At 63.4% G+C, this 15157-nt stretch carries 17 protein-coding genes; 14 read left to right on the forward strand and 3 right to left on the reverse strand.

The features are described 5' to 3' along the window. Positions 1 to 23 precede the first annotated feature (23 nt). A complete protein-coding gene (locus tag ABD654_RS07585) occupies positions 24 to 1664 on the reverse strand; it encodes an electron transfer flavoprotein-ubiquinone oxidoreductase (RefSeq protein ID WP_425552741.1) in 1641 nt (546 codons plus the stop codon). 273 nt (positions 1665 to 1937) lie between these two features. On the opposite strand from ABD654_RS07585, the gene ABD654_RS07590 reads away from it, so the two are divergent. The 13 genes from ABD654_RS07590 (at position 1938) to ABD654_RS07650 (ending at position 13689) form a co-directional block, all read left to right on the forward strand. Further along, positions 1938 to 2690, forward strand: coding sequence for an electron transfer flavoprotein subunit beta/FixA family protein (locus ABD654_RS07590; RefSeq protein ID WP_344703877.1), 753 nt, complete (start codon positions 1938 to 1940; stop codon positions 2688 to 2690). After that, complete coding sequence (locus tag ABD654_RS07595) at positions 2687 to 3616, forward strand: electron transfer flavoprotein subunit alpha/FixB family protein (protein WP_344703879.1); 930 nt, start codon at positions 2687 to 2689, stop codon at positions 3614 to 3616. The genes ABD654_RS07590 and ABD654_RS07595 overlap by 4 nt, the downstream gene beginning before the upstream one ends. 109 nt (positions 3617 to 3725) lie before the next feature. Continuing rightward, the gene (locus tag ABD654_RS07600; RefSeq protein ID WP_344703881.1) at positions 3726 to 4337 is read left to right on the forward strand and encodes a superoxide dismutase; all 612 of its coding nucleotides are present in this window, start codon (positions 3726 to 3728) and stop codon (positions 4335 to 4337) included. Between the two features lie 359 nt (positions 4338 to 4696). Beyond that, a complete protein-coding gene (gene nrdH / locus ABD654_RS07605; RefSeq protein ID WP_344703883.1) occupies positions 4697 to 4930 on the forward strand; it encodes a glutaredoxin-like protein NrdH in 234 nt (77 codons plus the stop codon). After that, positions 4927 to 5340: a class Ib ribonucleoside-diphosphate reductase assembly flavoprotein NrdI gene (nrdI, locus tag ABD654_RS07610; protein WP_344703885.1), complete on the forward strand. Its 414-nt coding sequence runs from the start codon at positions 4927 to 4929 to the stop codon at positions 5338 to 5340. Before nrdH ends, nrdI begins: the two co-directional genes overlap by 4 nt. Beyond that, the gene (gene nrdE, locus ABD654_RS07615) at positions 5322 to 7478 is read left to right on the forward strand and encodes a class 1b ribonucleoside-diphosphate reductase subunit alpha (RefSeq protein WP_344703887.1); all 2157 of its coding nucleotides are present in this window, start codon (positions 5322 to 5324) and stop codon (positions 7476 to 7478) included. The genes nrdI and nrdE overlap by 19 nt, the downstream gene beginning before the upstream one ends. Before the next feature lie 11 nt (positions 7479 to 7489). Beyond that, a complete protein-coding gene (gene nrdF, locus ABD654_RS07620; RefSeq protein ID WP_344703889.1) occupies positions 7490 to 8476 on the forward strand; it encodes a class 1b ribonucleoside-diphosphate reductase subunit beta in 987 nt (328 codons plus the stop codon). Positions 8477 to 8716: 240 nt separating this feature from the next. Next, positions 8717 to 9535, forward strand: a complete 819-nt coding sequence (locus tag ABD654_RS07625) for a DUF3450 domain-containing protein (protein WP_344703891.1) — start codon at positions 8717 to 8719, stop codon at positions 9533 to 9535. Continuing rightward, positions 9532 to 10908, forward strand: coding sequence for a MotA/TolQ/ExbB proton channel family protein (locus tag ABD654_RS07630; protein WP_344703893.1), 1377 nt, complete (start codon positions 9532 to 9534; stop codon positions 10906 to 10908). The genes ABD654_RS07625 and ABD654_RS07630 overlap by 4 nt, the downstream gene beginning before the upstream one ends. Beyond that, positions 10883 to 11440: a MotA/TolQ/ExbB proton channel family protein gene (locus tag ABD654_RS07635; RefSeq protein WP_344703895.1), complete on the forward strand. Its 558-nt coding sequence runs from the start codon at positions 10883 to 10885 to the stop codon at positions 11438 to 11440. The genes ABD654_RS07630 and ABD654_RS07635 overlap by 26 nt, the downstream gene beginning before the upstream one ends. Next, positions 11433 to 11840: an ExbD/TolR family protein gene (locus tag ABD654_RS07640; RefSeq protein WP_344703897.1), complete on the forward strand. Its 408-nt coding sequence runs from the start codon at positions 11433 to 11435 to the stop codon at positions 11838 to 11840. The genes ABD654_RS07635 and ABD654_RS07640 overlap by 8 nt, the downstream gene beginning before the upstream one ends. Positions 11841 to 11848: 8 nt before the next feature. After that, positions 11849 to 12589, forward strand: coding sequence for an energy transducer TonB (locus ABD654_RS07645; RefSeq protein ID WP_344703899.1), 741 nt, complete (start codon positions 11849 to 11851; stop codon positions 12587 to 12589). Positions 12590 to 12594: 5 nt separating this feature from the next. Continuing rightward, positions 12595 to 13689, forward strand: a complete 1095-nt coding sequence (locus tag ABD654_RS07650; protein ID WP_344703901.1) for a tetratricopeptide repeat protein — start codon at positions 12595 to 12597, stop codon at positions 13687 to 13689. Here ABD654_RS07650 and xthA read toward each other — a convergent pair. Together xthA and ABD654_RS07660 are read right to left on the reverse strand one after the other, a co-directional pair. Further along, positions 13678 to 14502: an exodeoxyribonuclease III gene (gene xthA, locus ABD654_RS07655; RefSeq protein ID WP_344703903.1), complete on the reverse strand. Its 825-nt coding sequence runs from the start codon at positions 14500 to 14502 to the stop codon at positions 13678 to 13680. The genes ABD654_RS07650 and xthA overlap by 12 nt on opposite strands. Continuing rightward, the gene (locus ABD654_RS07660) at positions 14502 to 14738 is read right to left on the reverse strand and encodes a hypothetical protein (protein WP_344703905.1); all 237 of its coding nucleotides are present in this window, start codon (positions 14736 to 14738) and stop codon (positions 14502 to 14504) included. Before ABD654_RS07660 ends, xthA begins: the two co-directional genes overlap by 1 nt. 192 nt (positions 14739 to 14930) lie before the next feature. Here ABD654_RS07660 and ABD654_RS07665 point away from each other — a divergent pair, with 192 nt between their 5' ends. Then, positions 14931 to 15116, forward strand: coding sequence for a hypothetical protein (locus tag ABD654_RS07665; RefSeq protein WP_344703907.1), 186 nt, complete (start codon positions 14931 to 14933; stop codon positions 15114 to 15116). The last annotated feature ends 41 nt before the right edge of the window (positions 15117 to 15157 follow it).

Below are 15157 nucleotides of genomic sequence, written 5' to 3' on the forward strand. Positions count from 1 at the left end.
GGGGCCTGCATAGAGGAGCGGGCCTACATATTAGGATAGTTAGGCCCGCCGCCGCCTTCCGGGGCCGTCCAGATGATGTTGTGCGAGGGCTCTTTGATATCGCAGGTCTTGCAGTGGATGCAGTTCTGGAAATTGATCTGGACCTGCTTGTCGCCGTTTGCGTTTTCCACGATTTCGTATACCCCGGTGGGGCAGTAGCGCTGGGCCGGCTCGGCGTATTTGGGCAGCGTATGGCGAATGGGCAGATCGGCATCCACCAGTTTGAGGTGTGAAGGCTGGTTTTCCTCGTGGTGGGTGTTGGATAAAAACACCGATGATGGCTTGTCAAACGACAGCTTGCCGTCAGGTGCGGGGTAATCGATAGGGCTAAAGGCGTCGGCAGGCTTTAGCGAGCCCGGATCGGTTGCCGTGTCGTGAACGTTGGGCAGCCGGCCGCCGACAAGCTGATTGATAAAGTTATACGCCCCGCCAAGCACGGTGCCGTAGCGGTGAATCGCCGGGCCGAAGCTGGCGCTTTCGCTGAGCTCGGCATAAGCCCAGCTGGCTTGCCAGCGCCGGGTAAAGTCGGTGAGCTCGCGGCCGCCTTCGTCGCCTGCCGCCAGCGCCTCGAAGACGCTTTCGGCGGCGATCATGCCCGATTTCATGGCCGTATGCAGGCCTTTGATCTTGGCAAAGTTCAGCGTGCCGGCGTTGCAGCCCAGCAGCAGCCCGCCGGGAAAGGTCATTTTGGGCAGGCTGTTAAAGCCGCCTTTGGTCAGCGCCCGGGCGCCGTAGGCGATGCGCTCGCCGCCGGCCAGATGACGGGCCAGCAGCGGGTGATGCTTCATGCGTTGAAACTCGTCAAACGGCGAAATCCACGGGTTCTGGTAGGACAAATCGACAATCAGCCCCACCAGCACCTGGCCGTGATCGGCGTGGTATAAAAACCAGCCGCCGTGGGTTGAGCCGCTCAGCGGCCAGCCGGCACCGTGCAGCACAAGCCCGGGCTTGTGCTGTTCGGCGGGCACTTCCCAAAGCTCTTTGAGGCCGGTGGCGTAATGCTGGGGATCGCACCCGGCATCCAGCGCGAAGTGGCGGATCAGCTGCTGACCCAGATGCCCGCGGGAGCCTTCGGCAAACAGCGTATAGCGGGCGCGCAGCTCCATGCCTGGCGCATAGTTATCGGTGGGCGTGCCGTCGGCGGCAATGCCCATGTCACCGGTGACGATGCCGGCCACGCGGCCGTTTTCGATAATTGAGTGCTGGGCGGCAAAGCCGGGCAGGACATCTACCCCCAGCGCTTCGGCCTGCTCGGCCAGCCAGCGGCATAGATCACCGGCGCTGGCAACGTAGCGGGTGATGCCGTCGCCGGTGTTGTGCATGCTTTTGGGCACCAGGGCGTGGGGCAGGCGATGGGCTTTCGTGGCGCTGCGCAGCAGGTACGTTGCGTCCCGCTGCACGGGGGTATTCAGCGGTGCGCCGCGCTCGGCCCAGTCAGGGAAGAGCTCGTCGAGTGCGCGAGTTTCAAAGATCGCCCCGGAGAGAATATGCGCGCCGACTTCCGAGCCTTTTTCCACCACGCAAACGTCAAGCGCCCGTTCGGCCTGGCGGGCCTGCTGCATCAGTCGGCAGGCAGCCGCCAGCCCGGAGGGGCCGGCGCCTACGATCACGACATCAAACTCCATTACCTCGCGTTGTGCGTTTTCCACCGGGATGTCTCCTGTGTTCGTCGTCACGCCGTGCGGGCCTTGGCGCCGTCAGGCCGGCCCGCCCGCTTTCATCGGCGTGTGCGCTTCTGATTGTGGTACATGAGAGGCATAATACCCGTGCAAGAACGCTCCTTCGATGGTTATCGGCGTGCTTTTTCCGGCAGGTGTGCCGGCAGCGGTGCTTGCCCCGCGATGTGCGCGGATAACGAGGTGGGAGTCGGCTTTCCCTTCAGGCCAAGCGAGGCATCTATGAAAGTACTCGTCGCGGTAAAACGCGTCGTCGATCACAACGTCAGGATCCGGGTCAAACCGGACGCCACGGATGTGGATCTGACCCATGTCAAGATGGCGATGAACCCTTTCTGCGAGATCGCCGTGGAAGAGGCGGTACGCCTTAAAGAGCAGGGCGTGGCCAGCGAAATTGTGGCCGTCACCATCGGCTCCAAGGCCGCCCAGGAACAGCTGCGCGCGGCCATGGCGCTGGGCGCTGACCGGGCGATCCACGTGCAGACCGAGGCGCGCGTGGACTCGCTCAACGCCGCCCGAATGCTGGCGCAGATCGCCGAGCAGGAGCAGCCCGGCCTGGTGCTGCTGGGCAAGCAGGCCATTGACAGCGACAACAACCAGACCGGCCAGATGCTGGCAGCGATGATGGATGCCGCCCAGGGCACTTTTGCCTCTAGCATCGAGGTGGACGGCGAAGCCGTTACGGTAACCCGGGAAATCGACGGCGGCATGCAAACGCTGCGGTTAACGCTGCCGGCGGTGATCAGCGCCGATCTGCGCTTGAACGAGCCGCGCTATGCCAAACTGCCCGCGATCATGAAAGCCAAGAAAAAACCGCTCGAAGAGACTTCGCCCGAGGCGCTCGGCGTCAGCGTAGCGTCCAATATTGAGCTGTTAAGCGTTGAGCCGCCGCAAGCGCGTCGCGGCGGGGTCAAGGTGGCCTCGGTTGACGAGCTGGTGGATAAACTCAAAAACGAAGCAAAGGTGATTACATGAGCATTCTGGTACTCGCCGATCTGGACGCAGGCCGGCTGGCCGGTGAAACGGCGCACGTCGTGGCGGCCGCTCGGGCCATCGATGACCGCGTGGACGTGCTGGTGGCGGGGGACGGCGTGCAGGAGGCAGCCGGCCAGGCTGCCGGGCTGGAAGGCGTCAGCCGGGTGCGCGTGGCAGATCACGCCGTTTATGCCCATCGGCTGGCCGAGCCGCTGAGCGCGCTGCTGGCAGCGCTTGTCGACGACTATACCCATGTGCTTGCAAGCACCTCAACGGCCGGCAAAAACGTGCTGCCGCGCCTGGCAGCGCTTAAAGGCGTAGGGCAGGTGTCGGATATTATCGCGGTGGAAAGCGCAGATACATTCAAGCGCCCGATCTATGCCGGCAACGCCGTGGCCCGGGTGCAAAACCGCGAGAATCTCAAGGTGATAACCGTGCGCCCCAGCGCCTTTGACGCCGTGGCGCCGGCAGCGGAGGCGGCACCGCGAGAAGCGCTGGATATCGTGGTGGACAACACGCTCACGCAGTTTGTTGACGAACAGCTCGCCGTAAGCGAGCGGCCCGAGCTGGGCGGTGCCAGCGTCATCGTGTCCGGCGGGCGCGGTATGGGCAACGGCGAGAATTTCCGGCTGCTGGGCGGCATTGCCGACAAGCTTGACGCCGCCATCGGCGCCTCGCGCGCGGCGGTAGACGCAGGCTTTGTGCCCAACGATATGCAGGTCGGCCAGACGGGCAAAATCGTCGCCCCGGATCTGTATATCGCCGTGGGCATTTCCGGCGCGATACAGCACCTGGCCGGTATGAAAGACTCGCGGGTGATCGTTGCCATTAACAAAGACGAGGAAGCGCCGATTTTCCAAGTGGCTGACTATGGCCTGGTGGGCGATCTCTTTGATGTGCTGCCTGAGCTGGAAAGCAAGCTGTAGCGATACCGGTCCGCCGACGACGGCGGTTGAAATCCTGCGATCAAGGCCGCACCTTATAGGGCGTTGACAAGAGCAACGGTAAAACCATAACGCAAGGAGAGGATGACAAATGGTACATACACTGCCCGAACTACCCTACGCCTACGATGCGCTGGAACCGCACATTGACGCGACCACCATGGAAATCCACCATTCGCGTCACCATCAGACTTACGTCAACAACCTGAACGCCGCGCTTGAAGGCACCGGCCTTGAAGACGTGCCCGGCGAAGAGCTGCTGGCCAACCTGGACCGGGTGCCGGAAGAAAAGCGCCAGGCCGTGATCAACAACGGCGGCGGCGTGGTCAACCACACCATGTTCTGGCAAATGATGTCGCCCAACGGCGGCGGCCAGCCTCACGGCGACGTGGCCAAGGCCATTGATGCCGAGCTTGGCGGCTATGAAGCCTTTCAGGATGCGCTGAAAAAAGCCGCGCTGGGCCGTTTCGGCAGCGGCTGGGCCTGGCTTTGCGTAACGCCGGAGAAAAAGCTGGTGGTAGAAAACACGCTCAACCAGGACAGCCCGATTTCCCACGGCAACACGCCGATTCTGGGGCTTGACGTCTGGGAGCACGCTTACTATCTCAAATACCAGAACAAGCGCCCGGACTACATCGCGGCGTTTTTCAACGTCATCAACTGGGAAGAGGTCGAGCGTCGCTACCAGGCAGCCGTAGCCTGAAGCACAGGCTGACCTGACGCTGCCCCGACGGTAGCGTGACCGACCGCTCGCTGTGGATCAGCGGGCGGTTTTTTTATGCCCGTACGCCCGTATTGTTCTTTGCCCGTTCGTGATTTTTGGCAACGTTTTCTGCCCGTTTTCCCGCCTTCGGCTTGCCCCTAGCATAAAATCCGCCGCCTCGACAGCTTGACATTGCGCCGTTATATCTTTCGCAGAAAATAACTATATATAGTGCAAAATATGCCTTGAAGTGCGCGATATATACTATATATTGTGCCCGTCGGGCAGGGCGCACCTGCGCGCCCGGGCGCGTTTATCCCTGTTAATGATCCAACGTATTTACAGTGAGGAGCTCAACAATGGCGATTACGGTGTATAGCGCGGCGTCGTGCGTGCAGTGCACGGCAACCTACCGGGAAATGGAAAAGCTGGGCCTTTCTTATACCGTTATCAATGTAGACGAAACGCCCAAAGCCCGCGACAAGCTGGTGCAGCTGGGTCATCGTCAGCTGCCGGTCGTTATCGCCGGCGAGGCGCACTGGTCAGGCTTTCGTCCGGATCGCATCCGCGAACTCACCGCCGCCACGGCATGAGCACCGCACCGCAGCTGGTGTATTTTTCCACCAAGTCGGGAAATACACGTCGCTTTATCGAAAAGCTCGACCTGCCCGCCGAGCGCATTCCCTTTGAAAAAGATGTGCCGCCGCTAAAGGTCGAGTCGCCCTATATTCTGGTTGTGCCCAGCTACGGCGGCGGCAGCGTCGCCGGGGCCGTGCCCAAACCCGTGATTCATTTTTTAAACGATGCGCACAACCGGCGCTTCATTCGCGGCGTGATCGCGGCGGGCAATACCAATTTCGGCGCCGCCTACGGCATTGCCGGGCGCATCGTCGCAAAAAAGTGCGGCGTGCCGCTTTTATATCGCTTTGAGCTGTTTGGCACGCCGCAAGACGTCGCCAACGTTCGTCAGGGAGTTACCTCGTTTTGGCCACCACATCAGTAGCACCGGCGCCTTCCCAGCAGGCCGCAAAAACGCTGGATTACCACGCGCTTAACGCCATGCTCAACCTGTACGGCGCCGACGGCCGCCTGCAGCTGGACAAGGACCGCGAAGCGGCGCGCCAATATTTTTTGCAGCACGTCAACCAAAACACGGTGTTTTTCCACTCGCTGGAAGAAAAGCTCGACTACCTCGTCGAGCAGGGCTACTACGAAGCCGAGATGCTCGCACAGTACGATGCGGCCTTTATCAAGGCGCTGTTTGAGCAGGCCTACGCCTACAAGTTTCGCTTTTCCAGCTTTCTCGGCGCGTTCAAGTACTACACCAGCTATACGCTGAAAACCTTTGACGGCAAGCGCTACCTGGAACGCTTTGAAGATCGCGTCTGCACGGTCGCGCTGACCCTGGCCCGCGGCGACGAGGCCCTGGCAAAAGCGCTGGTGGACGAGATGATCAACGGCCGCTTTCAGCCGGCCACGCCGACGTTTCTCAACTGCGGCAAGCGCCAGCGCGGCGAGCTGGTGTCGTGTTTTCTGCTGCGCATTGAAGACAACATGGAATCCATCGGCCGGGCGATCAACTCCGCGCTGCAGCTGTCCAAGCGCGGCGGCGGGGTGGCGTTTTTGCTCAGCAACATCCGCGAGCAGGGCGCGCCGATCAAACGCATTGAGAACCAGTCGTCGGGGATTATCCCGATTATGAAGCTTTTGGAAGACGCGTTTTCCTACGCCAACCAGCTGGGCGCACGCCAGGGCGCCGGGGCGGTGTATCTCAACGCCCACCATCCGGATATTCTTCACTTTCTGGATACCAAGCGCGAAAACGCCGACGAAAAAATCCGCATCAAGACGCTGTCGCTGGGCGTGACCATTCCCGACATCACCTTCGAGCTTGCCAAGCACAACGAAGATATGTATCTGTTCTCGCCCTACGACGTAGAGCGGGTCTACGGCGTGGCGTTCGGCGACATCAGCGTGACCGAAAAATACCGTGAGATGGTCGCCGACAAGCGTATTCACAAAAGCAAGATCAACGCTCGGACATTTTTTCAGACCCTGGCCGAGCTGCAGTTTGAGTCCGGTTACCCCTACGTCTTGTTTGAAGACAGCGCCAACCGCGACAACCCCGTCACCGGGCGCATCAACATGAGCAACCTGTGCTCGGAGATTCTGCAGGTCAATACGCCCAGCCGCTACGATGAAGATCTGGGCTATGCGCAGGTGGGCGAGGATATTTCCTGCAATCTGGGCTCGCTCAACATCGCCCGGGTGATGGACAGCGGGGATATCGGTTCCAGCGTGGAAACCGCCGTGCGCGGGCTTACCGCTGTATCCGAGATCAGCAACCTGTCGTCGGTGCCGTCGGTGGCCAACGGCAACGCCCGGTCCCGGGCGATTGGCCTGGGGCAGATGAACCTGCACGGTTTTCTTGCCCGGGAACATATCCACTACGGCTCGGACGAGGGGCTGGATTTCACCAACCTGTACTTCTATACCGTGGCCTACCACGCCCTGCGCGCTTCCAATCGCCTGGCCATCGAAAACGGCGATACCTTCAAGGGCTTTGCCGAATCGCGCTACGCCGACGGCCGCTTTTTCGATAAATATACCGATCAGGTCTGGGCGCCGCGCACCGACAAGGTCAAGGATCTGTTTGCGCGTTCGGGCATTCACCTGCCAAACCAAAACGACTGGCGCGAGCTGAAAGCCTCCGTTATGGCCCACGGGCTTTACAACCGTAATCTCCAGGCGATTCCGCCTACCGGCTCCATTTCGTATATCAACCACGCCACCTCAAGTATTCATCCGGTGGCCGCCAAGATCGAAATTCGCAAGGAAGGCAAGCTCGGCCGCGCCTACTATCCGGCGCCGTATCTCAACGATGAGAACATGGCGTACTTTCAGGACGCCTACGAGATCGGCGCGGAAAAGATCATCGACACCTACGCCGAGGCCACCCAGCACGTGGATCAGGGGCTGTCGCTTACGCTGTTTTTCCCCGATACCGCGACCACGCGGGATATCAACCGCACCCAGATCTACGCCTGGCGCAAGGGCATCAAGACGCTTTATTACATTCGCCTGCGCCAGGCTGCGCTTGCCGGCACCGAAGTGGAAGGCTGCGTGTCCTGCACGCTGTAAAGGAGAAGAACATGACTGCGATGCAAACGCCCGCCGCGCCGCGGGTTTCCCGAGTGGATGCAATCAACTGGAACCGCCTTCAGGACGACAAGGACCTGGAGGTGTGGAACCGTTTGACCAGCAACTTCTGGCTGCCCGAAAAAGTCCCGCTGTCCAACGATATCCCGTCGTGGAAGACGCTGACCGCCGAAGAGCAGCGGCTGACCATCCGCGTGTTTACCGGGCTGACGCTTTTGGACACCATCCAGAGCAGCGTCGGGGCGCCTGCGCTGATGCCCGATGCGCGCACGCCCCACGAAGAGGCGGTCTACGCCAACATCGCCTTCATGGAGGCGGTGCACGCGCGCTCCTACAGCTCGATTTTCTCCACGCTGTGCGCGACAAGCGACGTTGACGACGCCTTTCGCTGGAGCGAGGAAAACCCCACGCTGCAGGCGAAATCCACGCTGATTCTGGAGCGCTACTATTCGGAAGACCCGCTGATGCGCAAGGTGGCCAGCGTGTTTCTCGAATCGTTTCTGTTCTACTCGGGCTTTTTTCTGCCCATGTACTGGTCAAGCCACGCCAAGCTGACCAACACCGCGGATTTGATTCGGCTGATCATTCGCGACGAAGCCGTACACGGCTACTACATCGGCTACAAGTTTCAGCTGGCCTATGAAGAAGCCACGCCTGAGCGTCAGGCCGAGGTGAAAAACTACGCCTATGAGCTGCTGATGGCGCTGTATGACAACGAAATCAAATACACCGAGTCGCTGTACGACGGCGTGGGCCTTACCGAGGACGTCAAGAAATTCCTCCACTACAACGCCAACAAGGCGCTGATGAATCTGGGGTTTGAAGCGCTGTTTCCGGAAAGCGTGACCGACGTGGACCCCACCATCATGGCGGCATTGGCGCCCAACGCCGACGAAAACCACGACTTTTTCTCGGGTTCCGGCTCGTCCTACGTGATCGGCCGCGCTGAGGCCACCGAAGACGACGACTGGGCGTTTTAACCGGCGCCGCTCGGTGCGCCCGGCACATCACAAACGCTTCCGGCACGCCCGGAAGCGTTTTTTTATAGCCGGAATCGCCGGAGAGGCCGCGCGCGGCGCTAAATTAAATGATAAGTATTGCCATTCAATAAAGAAGTGCTAGGCTGTGCGTACAAACGCAAACCGTTCTTATCCCTTGGCCATTCTCAACGATCGAGCCGCCGGCGGATAAGCACGCTGACCCATGTGGCGGAGATGCTCTTGACTAACACCATTCGCGCAGCGGCGTATTGTCTGGCAGCGGCCGGTGCGCTGGCCGCGCTGCTGCCTGCAGGCTCGTCATGGGCCGCTGACGAGGCGGCCGCGTCTCGTGCGGCGGTGGACGGGGTAGATGCCCAGCATACCCAGGCGAAGCTGCAAGCACAGATTGATCAGGCCAGTGAAAAAACCCGTACGGCCATTGCAGAGCTTCGCAAGCTTGAACGTGAAACCCGCGCGCTGCGCCATCAAAACCGCAAGCAGCAGCGGCGGCTGGCAGACGAGGCCGAGCGCCAGCAGGCGCTTGGCCGGGCGCTTGATACCCTTGAGCACACCCGCAAGGCGCTGCCGCGCATCGAACAGGACATGGCGCGCCAGCTAAGCGGCTTTATCAAAAACGACATGCCGTTTCTCAAGCAGGAACGCCTGGCGCGGGTGGAAAACGACGAAGCGCTGGCACCCGCTGCGCGTATTCGCCGGCTGCTGGAAGCCTGGCGCGCCGAGCTTGCCTACGGGCGCGACGTGGATCGCTGGCGCGGCCGCGTACAGCTCAGCGACGAAGAAACCAGAGAGGTGGACTTTCTTCGTCTGGGGCGCATCGGCTGGTACTACCTGACGCCGGACGGCCGCAAGGGTGGCGTCTGGCACGCCGAGCGCCGCCAGTGGCAGCCGCTGGACGAGGCCGGCCGGCGCGAAGTGCGCCACGGCCTGCTGGTGGCCGAGGCGCAGCGTGCCCCTGAGCTGTTGACCATGCCGCTGTCGGTCACAGTCGCCGCACCGCCGAGCGATGATACAAAAGATGCCCAAGGGGATGACGCATGAGCCGATTTCGATGGAGGGTCCTGCTGGTCGCTGCCGGTGCGCTGCTGCTGGCTGGCGCCGGCCAGGCGCAGACAGAGCCCGATGTAGCGTCTCTGCGCGAGGCGCGCCAGGCCGCAGAAATGCGCGATCGCCAGCGGCTGCTGGAGCTGGTCGACGATCAGCAGGCGCGGCAAAGCGCGCTAGCGGCGGCCCGTAAAGCCCATGCTCAGGCACGCCGCAAAGCCGCTGCGCTGTCGATTCGGCAAACCGCCCAAACGTTCAGCGCAGCCCGGTTGGAAACCCGTCAAAGCGAGCAGGGCGAACGCCTTGCCGGGCTGCTGTCAGCGCTTGCCCGCCACAGCTCCGAGGTGCGCAACGCCCTGGGCGACGACAGCTGGCTCACCCTGGGTGATACGCCGCTGCCGCCGCGCCTGGACGATGCCGAAGTGCTTGAACAGCGCCATCTGGAAGACGTGGTCGACAGCCTCGCCGGGCTTACCCGGGCGACCGGCCGCGCCGAGCGTATCACGCTGCCCGTGGCAGATGCCGGCGGTAACGTCAGCGAGCGCAGCGTGGTGCGCGTGGGGGACTTTGCCGCCTTTACCCCGAACGCGCTGCTCACGCGTCGGGGTGGCGATGAAAGCCCGGCGCTGGAGCCCGACACGCCCAGGGAGGTCAGCCGCTGGCTGGCCGGCTACGCCAGCGGCGAGCGCCGCACCCTGGCGGTGGACCCGACGCGCGGCAGCGTGCTGGAAGCGCTGACGCAGCGCCCGACTCTGTGGCAGCGGTTTCATCAGGGCGGCTACGTCGGCTATGTAGTCGTCGCCCTGGGGGCGGTCGGCCTGCTGGTGGCCGCCGTGCAGTATGCCTACCTGCTGGCGGTAAGTGCCCGAGTGCGCCGCCAGCGCCGAACGCCTGCCACGCTGCGGCCCAACAATCCGCTGGGACGGGTGCTGCTGCGGTTTCAGCGTCTGGACAAGCAGCAAGCCCCCGAAGCGCTGGAAGCCCGGCTGGACGAAGCCGTGCTCGCCGAGCTGCCAAGGCTTGAGCGCGGCCAGCCGCTGGTCAAGCTGCTCGCAGCCGTGGCGCCGCTGCTGGGGCTTTTGGGTACCGTGACCGGCATGATCGTGACGTTTCAGGCGATTACCGTGTTTGGCACCGGCGATCCCCAGCTGATGGCCGGCGGCATCAGCCAGGCGCTGGTGACCACGGTGCTGGGGCTGATCACGGCGGTGCCGCTGCTGTTTGCCCAGACCGCGCTTTCCAGCCGCAGCCGGGCGCTGGCGCAGATCGTAGAAGGCCAGGCCAGCGCAGCGCTGGCCACGCATCTGGAACACCACCCCGCAACAGCACACACGGAGCCGACGCATGAGCGTGCCTCAACCGTGGCTTGAGCCCGTTGCCCGGCTGATGGACGCCGGCGGCGGCGTGCTGGTGATACTGGCCGGCGTGGCGGTGCTGGTGTTTACCCTGGGTGTGGAGCGCTTCTGGTTTTATCAGCTCAGCTGGCGGCCGGCGCGCCAGGATCTGGTGCGCCGCTGGGCCGCCCGCCGGGAGCATCACAGCTGGAGCGCACGCACGCTGCGCCACGTTCGCGCGCAGACGCTGATGGCCCGGCTTGCCAAGCCGCTGCCCTGGCTCAAGCTGCTGGTGGCGCTGTGTCCGCTGCTGGGGCTTTTGGGTACCGTGACCGGCATGATCAGCGTGTTTGACAGCCTCGCGCTCAACGATACCGGTCAGGCGCGCGCCATGGCCGACGGCGTGGCCCGGGCCACGCTGCCCACGCTCACCGGCATGGCCATTGCCGTGGTGGGGCTTTTGTTTATCAGCCGCCTTGAGCACGTCATCCGCCGGGAAGACCAGCGATTGCACGACCGTCTGACCCGGGCACTGGAACATCGCTCACGGGAGAACAACGATGCGTAGACGCCATTCGCTGGCCGCGGACGCCGACAGCAGTGAAGTCAACCTGACGCCGATGCTGGACGTGGTGTTTATCATGCTGATCTTTTTTATCGTCACCACCAGCTTTGTCAAGGAAAGCGGGGTCGACATCGAACGGCCGGAGTCCAGCGCCGCTACCTCCCGGGCCGACGCCCAGGTGCTGGTAGCGCTCACCGCCGAAGGGGCCGTGTGGGTTGACGGCAGCCCCGTGGATACCCACCGCGTGGGCAAGCAGGTAGCCGGAATGATCAGCGATGACGGCAGCGTGGTGATTCAGGCCGACCGCCGCGCGGAAACCGGGCTGCTCATTGAAGTCATGGATCGGCTCAAGCAGGCAGGCGTCGAAAAGATGGCCGTGGCCGCTAGCCGCAGCGGCTCATGAGGTGGGCCATGCTGCGTAACGGCCTTTCCTGGCTTTGCGGCGGCGGGCTTGCGCTGACGCTTTTCTGGCTGCTGGCGCTTTTGGTGATGCCGCCAAGCGCCGATCATCAAAAGCCCGAGCAGATGACGCTGGCGATTACCCAAGCAGCGCCTCCGCCGCCGGCGCCGGCCCAGACAAAGCCCCAGACGGTGGCGCAAACGCCGCCGCCCGCGCCGGCCCCGGCACCGGTGGCAAGCAGTGCTATCGCACTGCCTGACGCTACGCTGCCGGACGTGCCGGCCGAAACCGTAGCGCTGGACAGCCGGCTGCCGGAGCTGACCGAGGCCAAGCCGGAACCCAGGCCACAGCCCGAGCCTCAGCCGCAGCCTGAGCCCGAACCCGGCCCGAGCCCCGCGCCGGCAGCCCAGGCGGCGGCCGCGACGCCGTCCACCGACCGCCAGGCACGCCCCAGCCCCGAGCCGAGCCCGGCATCCAACGAGCCGGTGGATGTAGGGCAGGTCGCGCCGACTCGCCGGGTTAGCCCCCAGTATCCGTCCCGGGCGCAGCGCCGCGGTATGGAAGGATTTGTCGAGATGCGCTTTGTCATTCGCCGCGACGGCCGGGTAGAGAAAGACTCGATTCGCGTGATTCAGGCCAAGCCCCGCCGAGTTTTCGAGCCGGCCGCGCGCAAGGCCATTGCCCAGTGGCAGTTTGAGCCGGGCAGCCAGCGCCGCCGGGCCACGCAGCGTATTCGGTTCCAGCTGAGGTAGTTTATATGCCCCGTTATTTTGCCCGCCTGCTGTGCGCTGCGCTGCTAGGGCTATCAAGCGTCGCGGCGTGGGGTGCGCCCTCGCTTGCCGGCGATGTGATTCGTGATTTGCAAGCGCTCGAGGCGTCTTTTGAGCAGGGCAAACTGGAGCGCGCGGTGCGTCACGGCAAGCGCCAGGCCGAGCGCTTTGCCTCGGGCAACGCCGCCGACCGCTACGCAAGCGCGCTGTATCGTCAGCTGGTGGCAAGCGCTTTGGCCGAGCAAAAACGTTACGGCGCTGCCGCCGGCCAGCTTGCCCGGGCGCGTCAGGCGCTGGGGCCGAAAAGCGAGCTGAGCCGGCGCTGGCTGCGCGAGCAGGCCGAACTTTACCGGGCCGGCGGAGACAACGACCGGGCCGTTGCCCGGCTGAGCGAGTGGCTGGATAGCGCCCCGGCCGGCGCCGAGCGCCGCGACGCGCGCTGGCGCCTGATCGGCTGGCTGGCCCAGGAAAAGCGCTGGGAAGACGCCGCCAGGGCGCTGGAGGCGGCCGGTGAAGTGGCAACCGAGCGCCGGCGTCGGCTGGCGCTGGCCGTCAACCTCAACGCCGGGCGCATGGACAAGGCGCTGGACGAACTCACCGCCGAGCTTGGGCCAGACAGCAGTGCCGATGCGTGGCGTCAGGCCGCCGGGGTCGCCCAGCGCGCCGGCCGGCCGGGGGTGGCCGCCGGGCTTTGGGACACCGCCTGGCGGTTGGGCCGGCTTGAGCGCCCGGCAGACTACTGGCAGCTGATTGACCTGCATATAAGCGGCGGTACGCCGGCGCGAGCGGCTGAACTGCTGGACGCCGGGCTTGCCGCGGGGCGGGTGGTGCGCAGCGCGCTGACGCTGAGCCTGCGCGCCACGGCCTGGCAGCAGGCCCGGGACGTGTCGCACGCGCTCAAGGCCCGGCGGGCGCTGGCGCTGCATACCCAAAGCGCCGAGCAGTGGCGCATGCTGGGCCGGCTGGCCTATGCCCGGGGGCAGGATGCCCAAGCCAGAGCGGCCTTTGAGCGCGCCGTGGCCCTGGGTGACGAGCAGGCAAAGCCGTGGCTGGCAGCGCTGAAAGCCGGGTCAGGCCAGTGACAGATCAAACTCGGTCCATACCGGCGCGTGGTCCGAGGGCTTTTCCATGCCGCGCAGCGCATAGTCGATGCCCGATTCCCGGACGCGCCGGGCAAGGGGCGAGCTGACCAGAATATAGTCGATGCGCAGCCCGCGCCGCGGGTCGCGGTCAAAACCTTTGGAGCGGTAGTCAAACCAGCTGAAAAGATCGTCACGCGCCGGGTGGCAGATCCGATAGCTGTCGGCAAGCCCCCAGGCCTTGATGCCGCCGAGCCACTCACGCTCCACGGGCTGAAAGCTTGTTTTGCCCTCGCGCAGCCAGCGCTTGCGGTTGGCCTCGCCGATGCCGATATCACGATCTTCGGGGGATACGTTGAAATCGCCCATCACCGCGACGTGGTCGTCGGGCGAGTGCCGGTCGTGCAGCAGCTGCAAGAGCTGGGCGTAAAACCGCGCCTTGTGGGGATACTTGGTAGGGTGATGGATGCTTTCTCCCTGGGGGAAGTAGCCGTTCCATACCGTAACCGCCTCGCCTTCGGCGCCGCGCAGGCGCACGCCGATCATGCGCCGCTGGGCGTTTTCTTCATCGTCGGGAAAGCCGTAAAACACCGCTTCGGGTGCCTGGCGGCACATCAGTGCTACGCCGTAATGGCCTTTCTGGCCGTGGTACACCACGTGATAGCCCAGCGCCTCCACGCTTTCCCGCGGGAACTCGCTGTCTTGTACCTTGGTTTCCTGCAGGCCGATGACGTCCGGCCGATGGCTCTCGACCAGTGCTTTTAGCTGATGGGGGCGTGCCCGAATGCCGTTGACGTTAAACGAGACCAGCCGCATCAGTGCTTCTCCCCGCCGTTATCGGAGGGGTGAATGGCAATGTTCGGCGCGCTTTGCTGGCGCTGCAGACGTTTTTGCGCCTGCTGCTGGCGCTGCTTTTGTTTTTTGGCGGCAAAGCGCTTTGATGGCCCCGTCTGGTCAGGGTTGGCGTGGCGCCACTGTTTGTAGTCCTTACGTCGACCGGTACGAATCGATACCTTGTCGGCAAGCGAGCGGGTCTTTTTGCGACGCGTCATGTAAGCGCTCCGGGGTAACCTATAGCCTGATGGAAGCGTTCATTCTAACAGGCACCGGCGCCTGGCATACAGCAACGCTGCGCCTCTGGGGCCAAGCCCTGTTACACTATGGCGCCGGTGTGCGCGCCTTGGCGGGTACACCGCGTCACCTGTGATGCCACTCATCCACCGTAACGGATAGATAGAAAGCCTATGAGCGAGTCGGAAAAGACCACACAGCAGGCCGCGGCGCGCAAACCCAAGCGCCGCCGTCGCAAGCCGCGCCGTCGCCAGTCGGGCTGGGATCTTCGCCAGTTCAAGGTACCGGCCGTTGCTGAACTGCACCCCGAAAGTTGGACATCATCCAACCTTCGGGGTGTTTTTGATGGCGAAATATGACGAGAGCTTCAAGCTGCGGGTTATTCGGCAGTGTTTACGCG

This window comes from Halomonas cibimaris (genome assembly GCF_039537045.1).
GTDB lineage: Bacteria > Pseudomonadota > Gammaproteobacteria > Pseudomonadales > Halomonadaceae > Vreelandella > Vreelandella cibimaris.

Bases quoted from the DNA above. Each gene is read 5' to 3' on its own strand.
- ABD654_RS07585 (WP_425552741.1), bottom strand. From the start codon at position 1,664: ATGGAGTTTGATGTCGTGATCGTAGGCGCCGGCCCCTCCGGGCTGGCG.
- ABD654_RS07590 (WP_344703877.1), top strand. From the start codon at position 1,938: ATGAAAGTACTCGTCGCGGTAAAACGCGTCGTCGATCACAACGTCAGG.
- ABD654_RS07595 (WP_344703879.1), top strand. From the start codon at position 2,687: ATGAGCATTCTGGTACTCGCCGATCTGGACGCAGGCCGGCTGGCCGGT.
- ABD654_RS07600 (WP_344703881.1), top strand. From the start codon at position 3,726: ATGGTACATACACTGCCCGAACTACCCTACGCCTACGATGCGCTGGAA.
- nrdH (WP_344703883.1), top strand. From the start codon at position 4,697: ATGGCGATTACGGTGTATAGCGCGGCGTCGTGCGTGCAGTGCACGGCA.
- nrdI (WP_344703885.1), top strand. From the start codon at position 4,927: ATGAGCACCGCACCGCAGCTGGTGTATTTTTCCACCAAGTCGGGAAAT.
- nrdF (WP_344703889.1), top strand. From the start codon at position 7,490: ATGACTGCGATGCAAACGCCCGCCGCGCCGCGGGTTTCCCGAGTGGAT.
- ABD654_RS07630 (WP_344703893.1), top strand. From the start codon at position 9,532: ATGAGCCGATTTCGATGGAGGGTCCTGCTGGTCGCTGCCGGTGCGCTG.
- ABD654_RS07635 (WP_344703895.1), top strand. From the start codon at position 10,883: ATGAGCGTGCCTCAACCGTGGCTTGAGCCCGTTGCCCGGCTGATGGAC.
- ABD654_RS07640 (WP_344703897.1), top strand. From the start codon at position 11,433: ATGCGTAGACGCCATTCGCTGGCCGCGGACGCCGACAGCAGTGAAGTC.
- ABD654_RS07645 (WP_344703899.1), top strand. From the start codon at position 11,849: ATGCTGCGTAACGGCCTTTCCTGGCTTTGCGGCGGCGGGCTTGCGCTG.
- ABD654_RS07650 (WP_344703901.1), top strand. From the start codon at position 12,595: ATGCCCCGTTATTTTGCCCGCCTGCTGTGCGCTGCGCTGCTAGGGCTA.
- xthA (WP_344703903.1), bottom strand. From the start codon at position 14,502: ATGCGGCTGGTCTCGTTTAACGTCAACGGCATTCGGGCACGCCCCCAT.
- ABD654_RS07660 (WP_344703905.1), bottom strand. From the start codon at position 14,738: ATGACGCGTCGCAAAAAGACCCGCTCGCTTGCCGACAAGGTATCGATT.
- ABD654_RS07665 (WP_344703907.1), top strand. From the start codon at position 14,931: ATGAGCGAGTCGGAAAAGACCACACAGCAGGCCGCGGCGCGCAAACCC.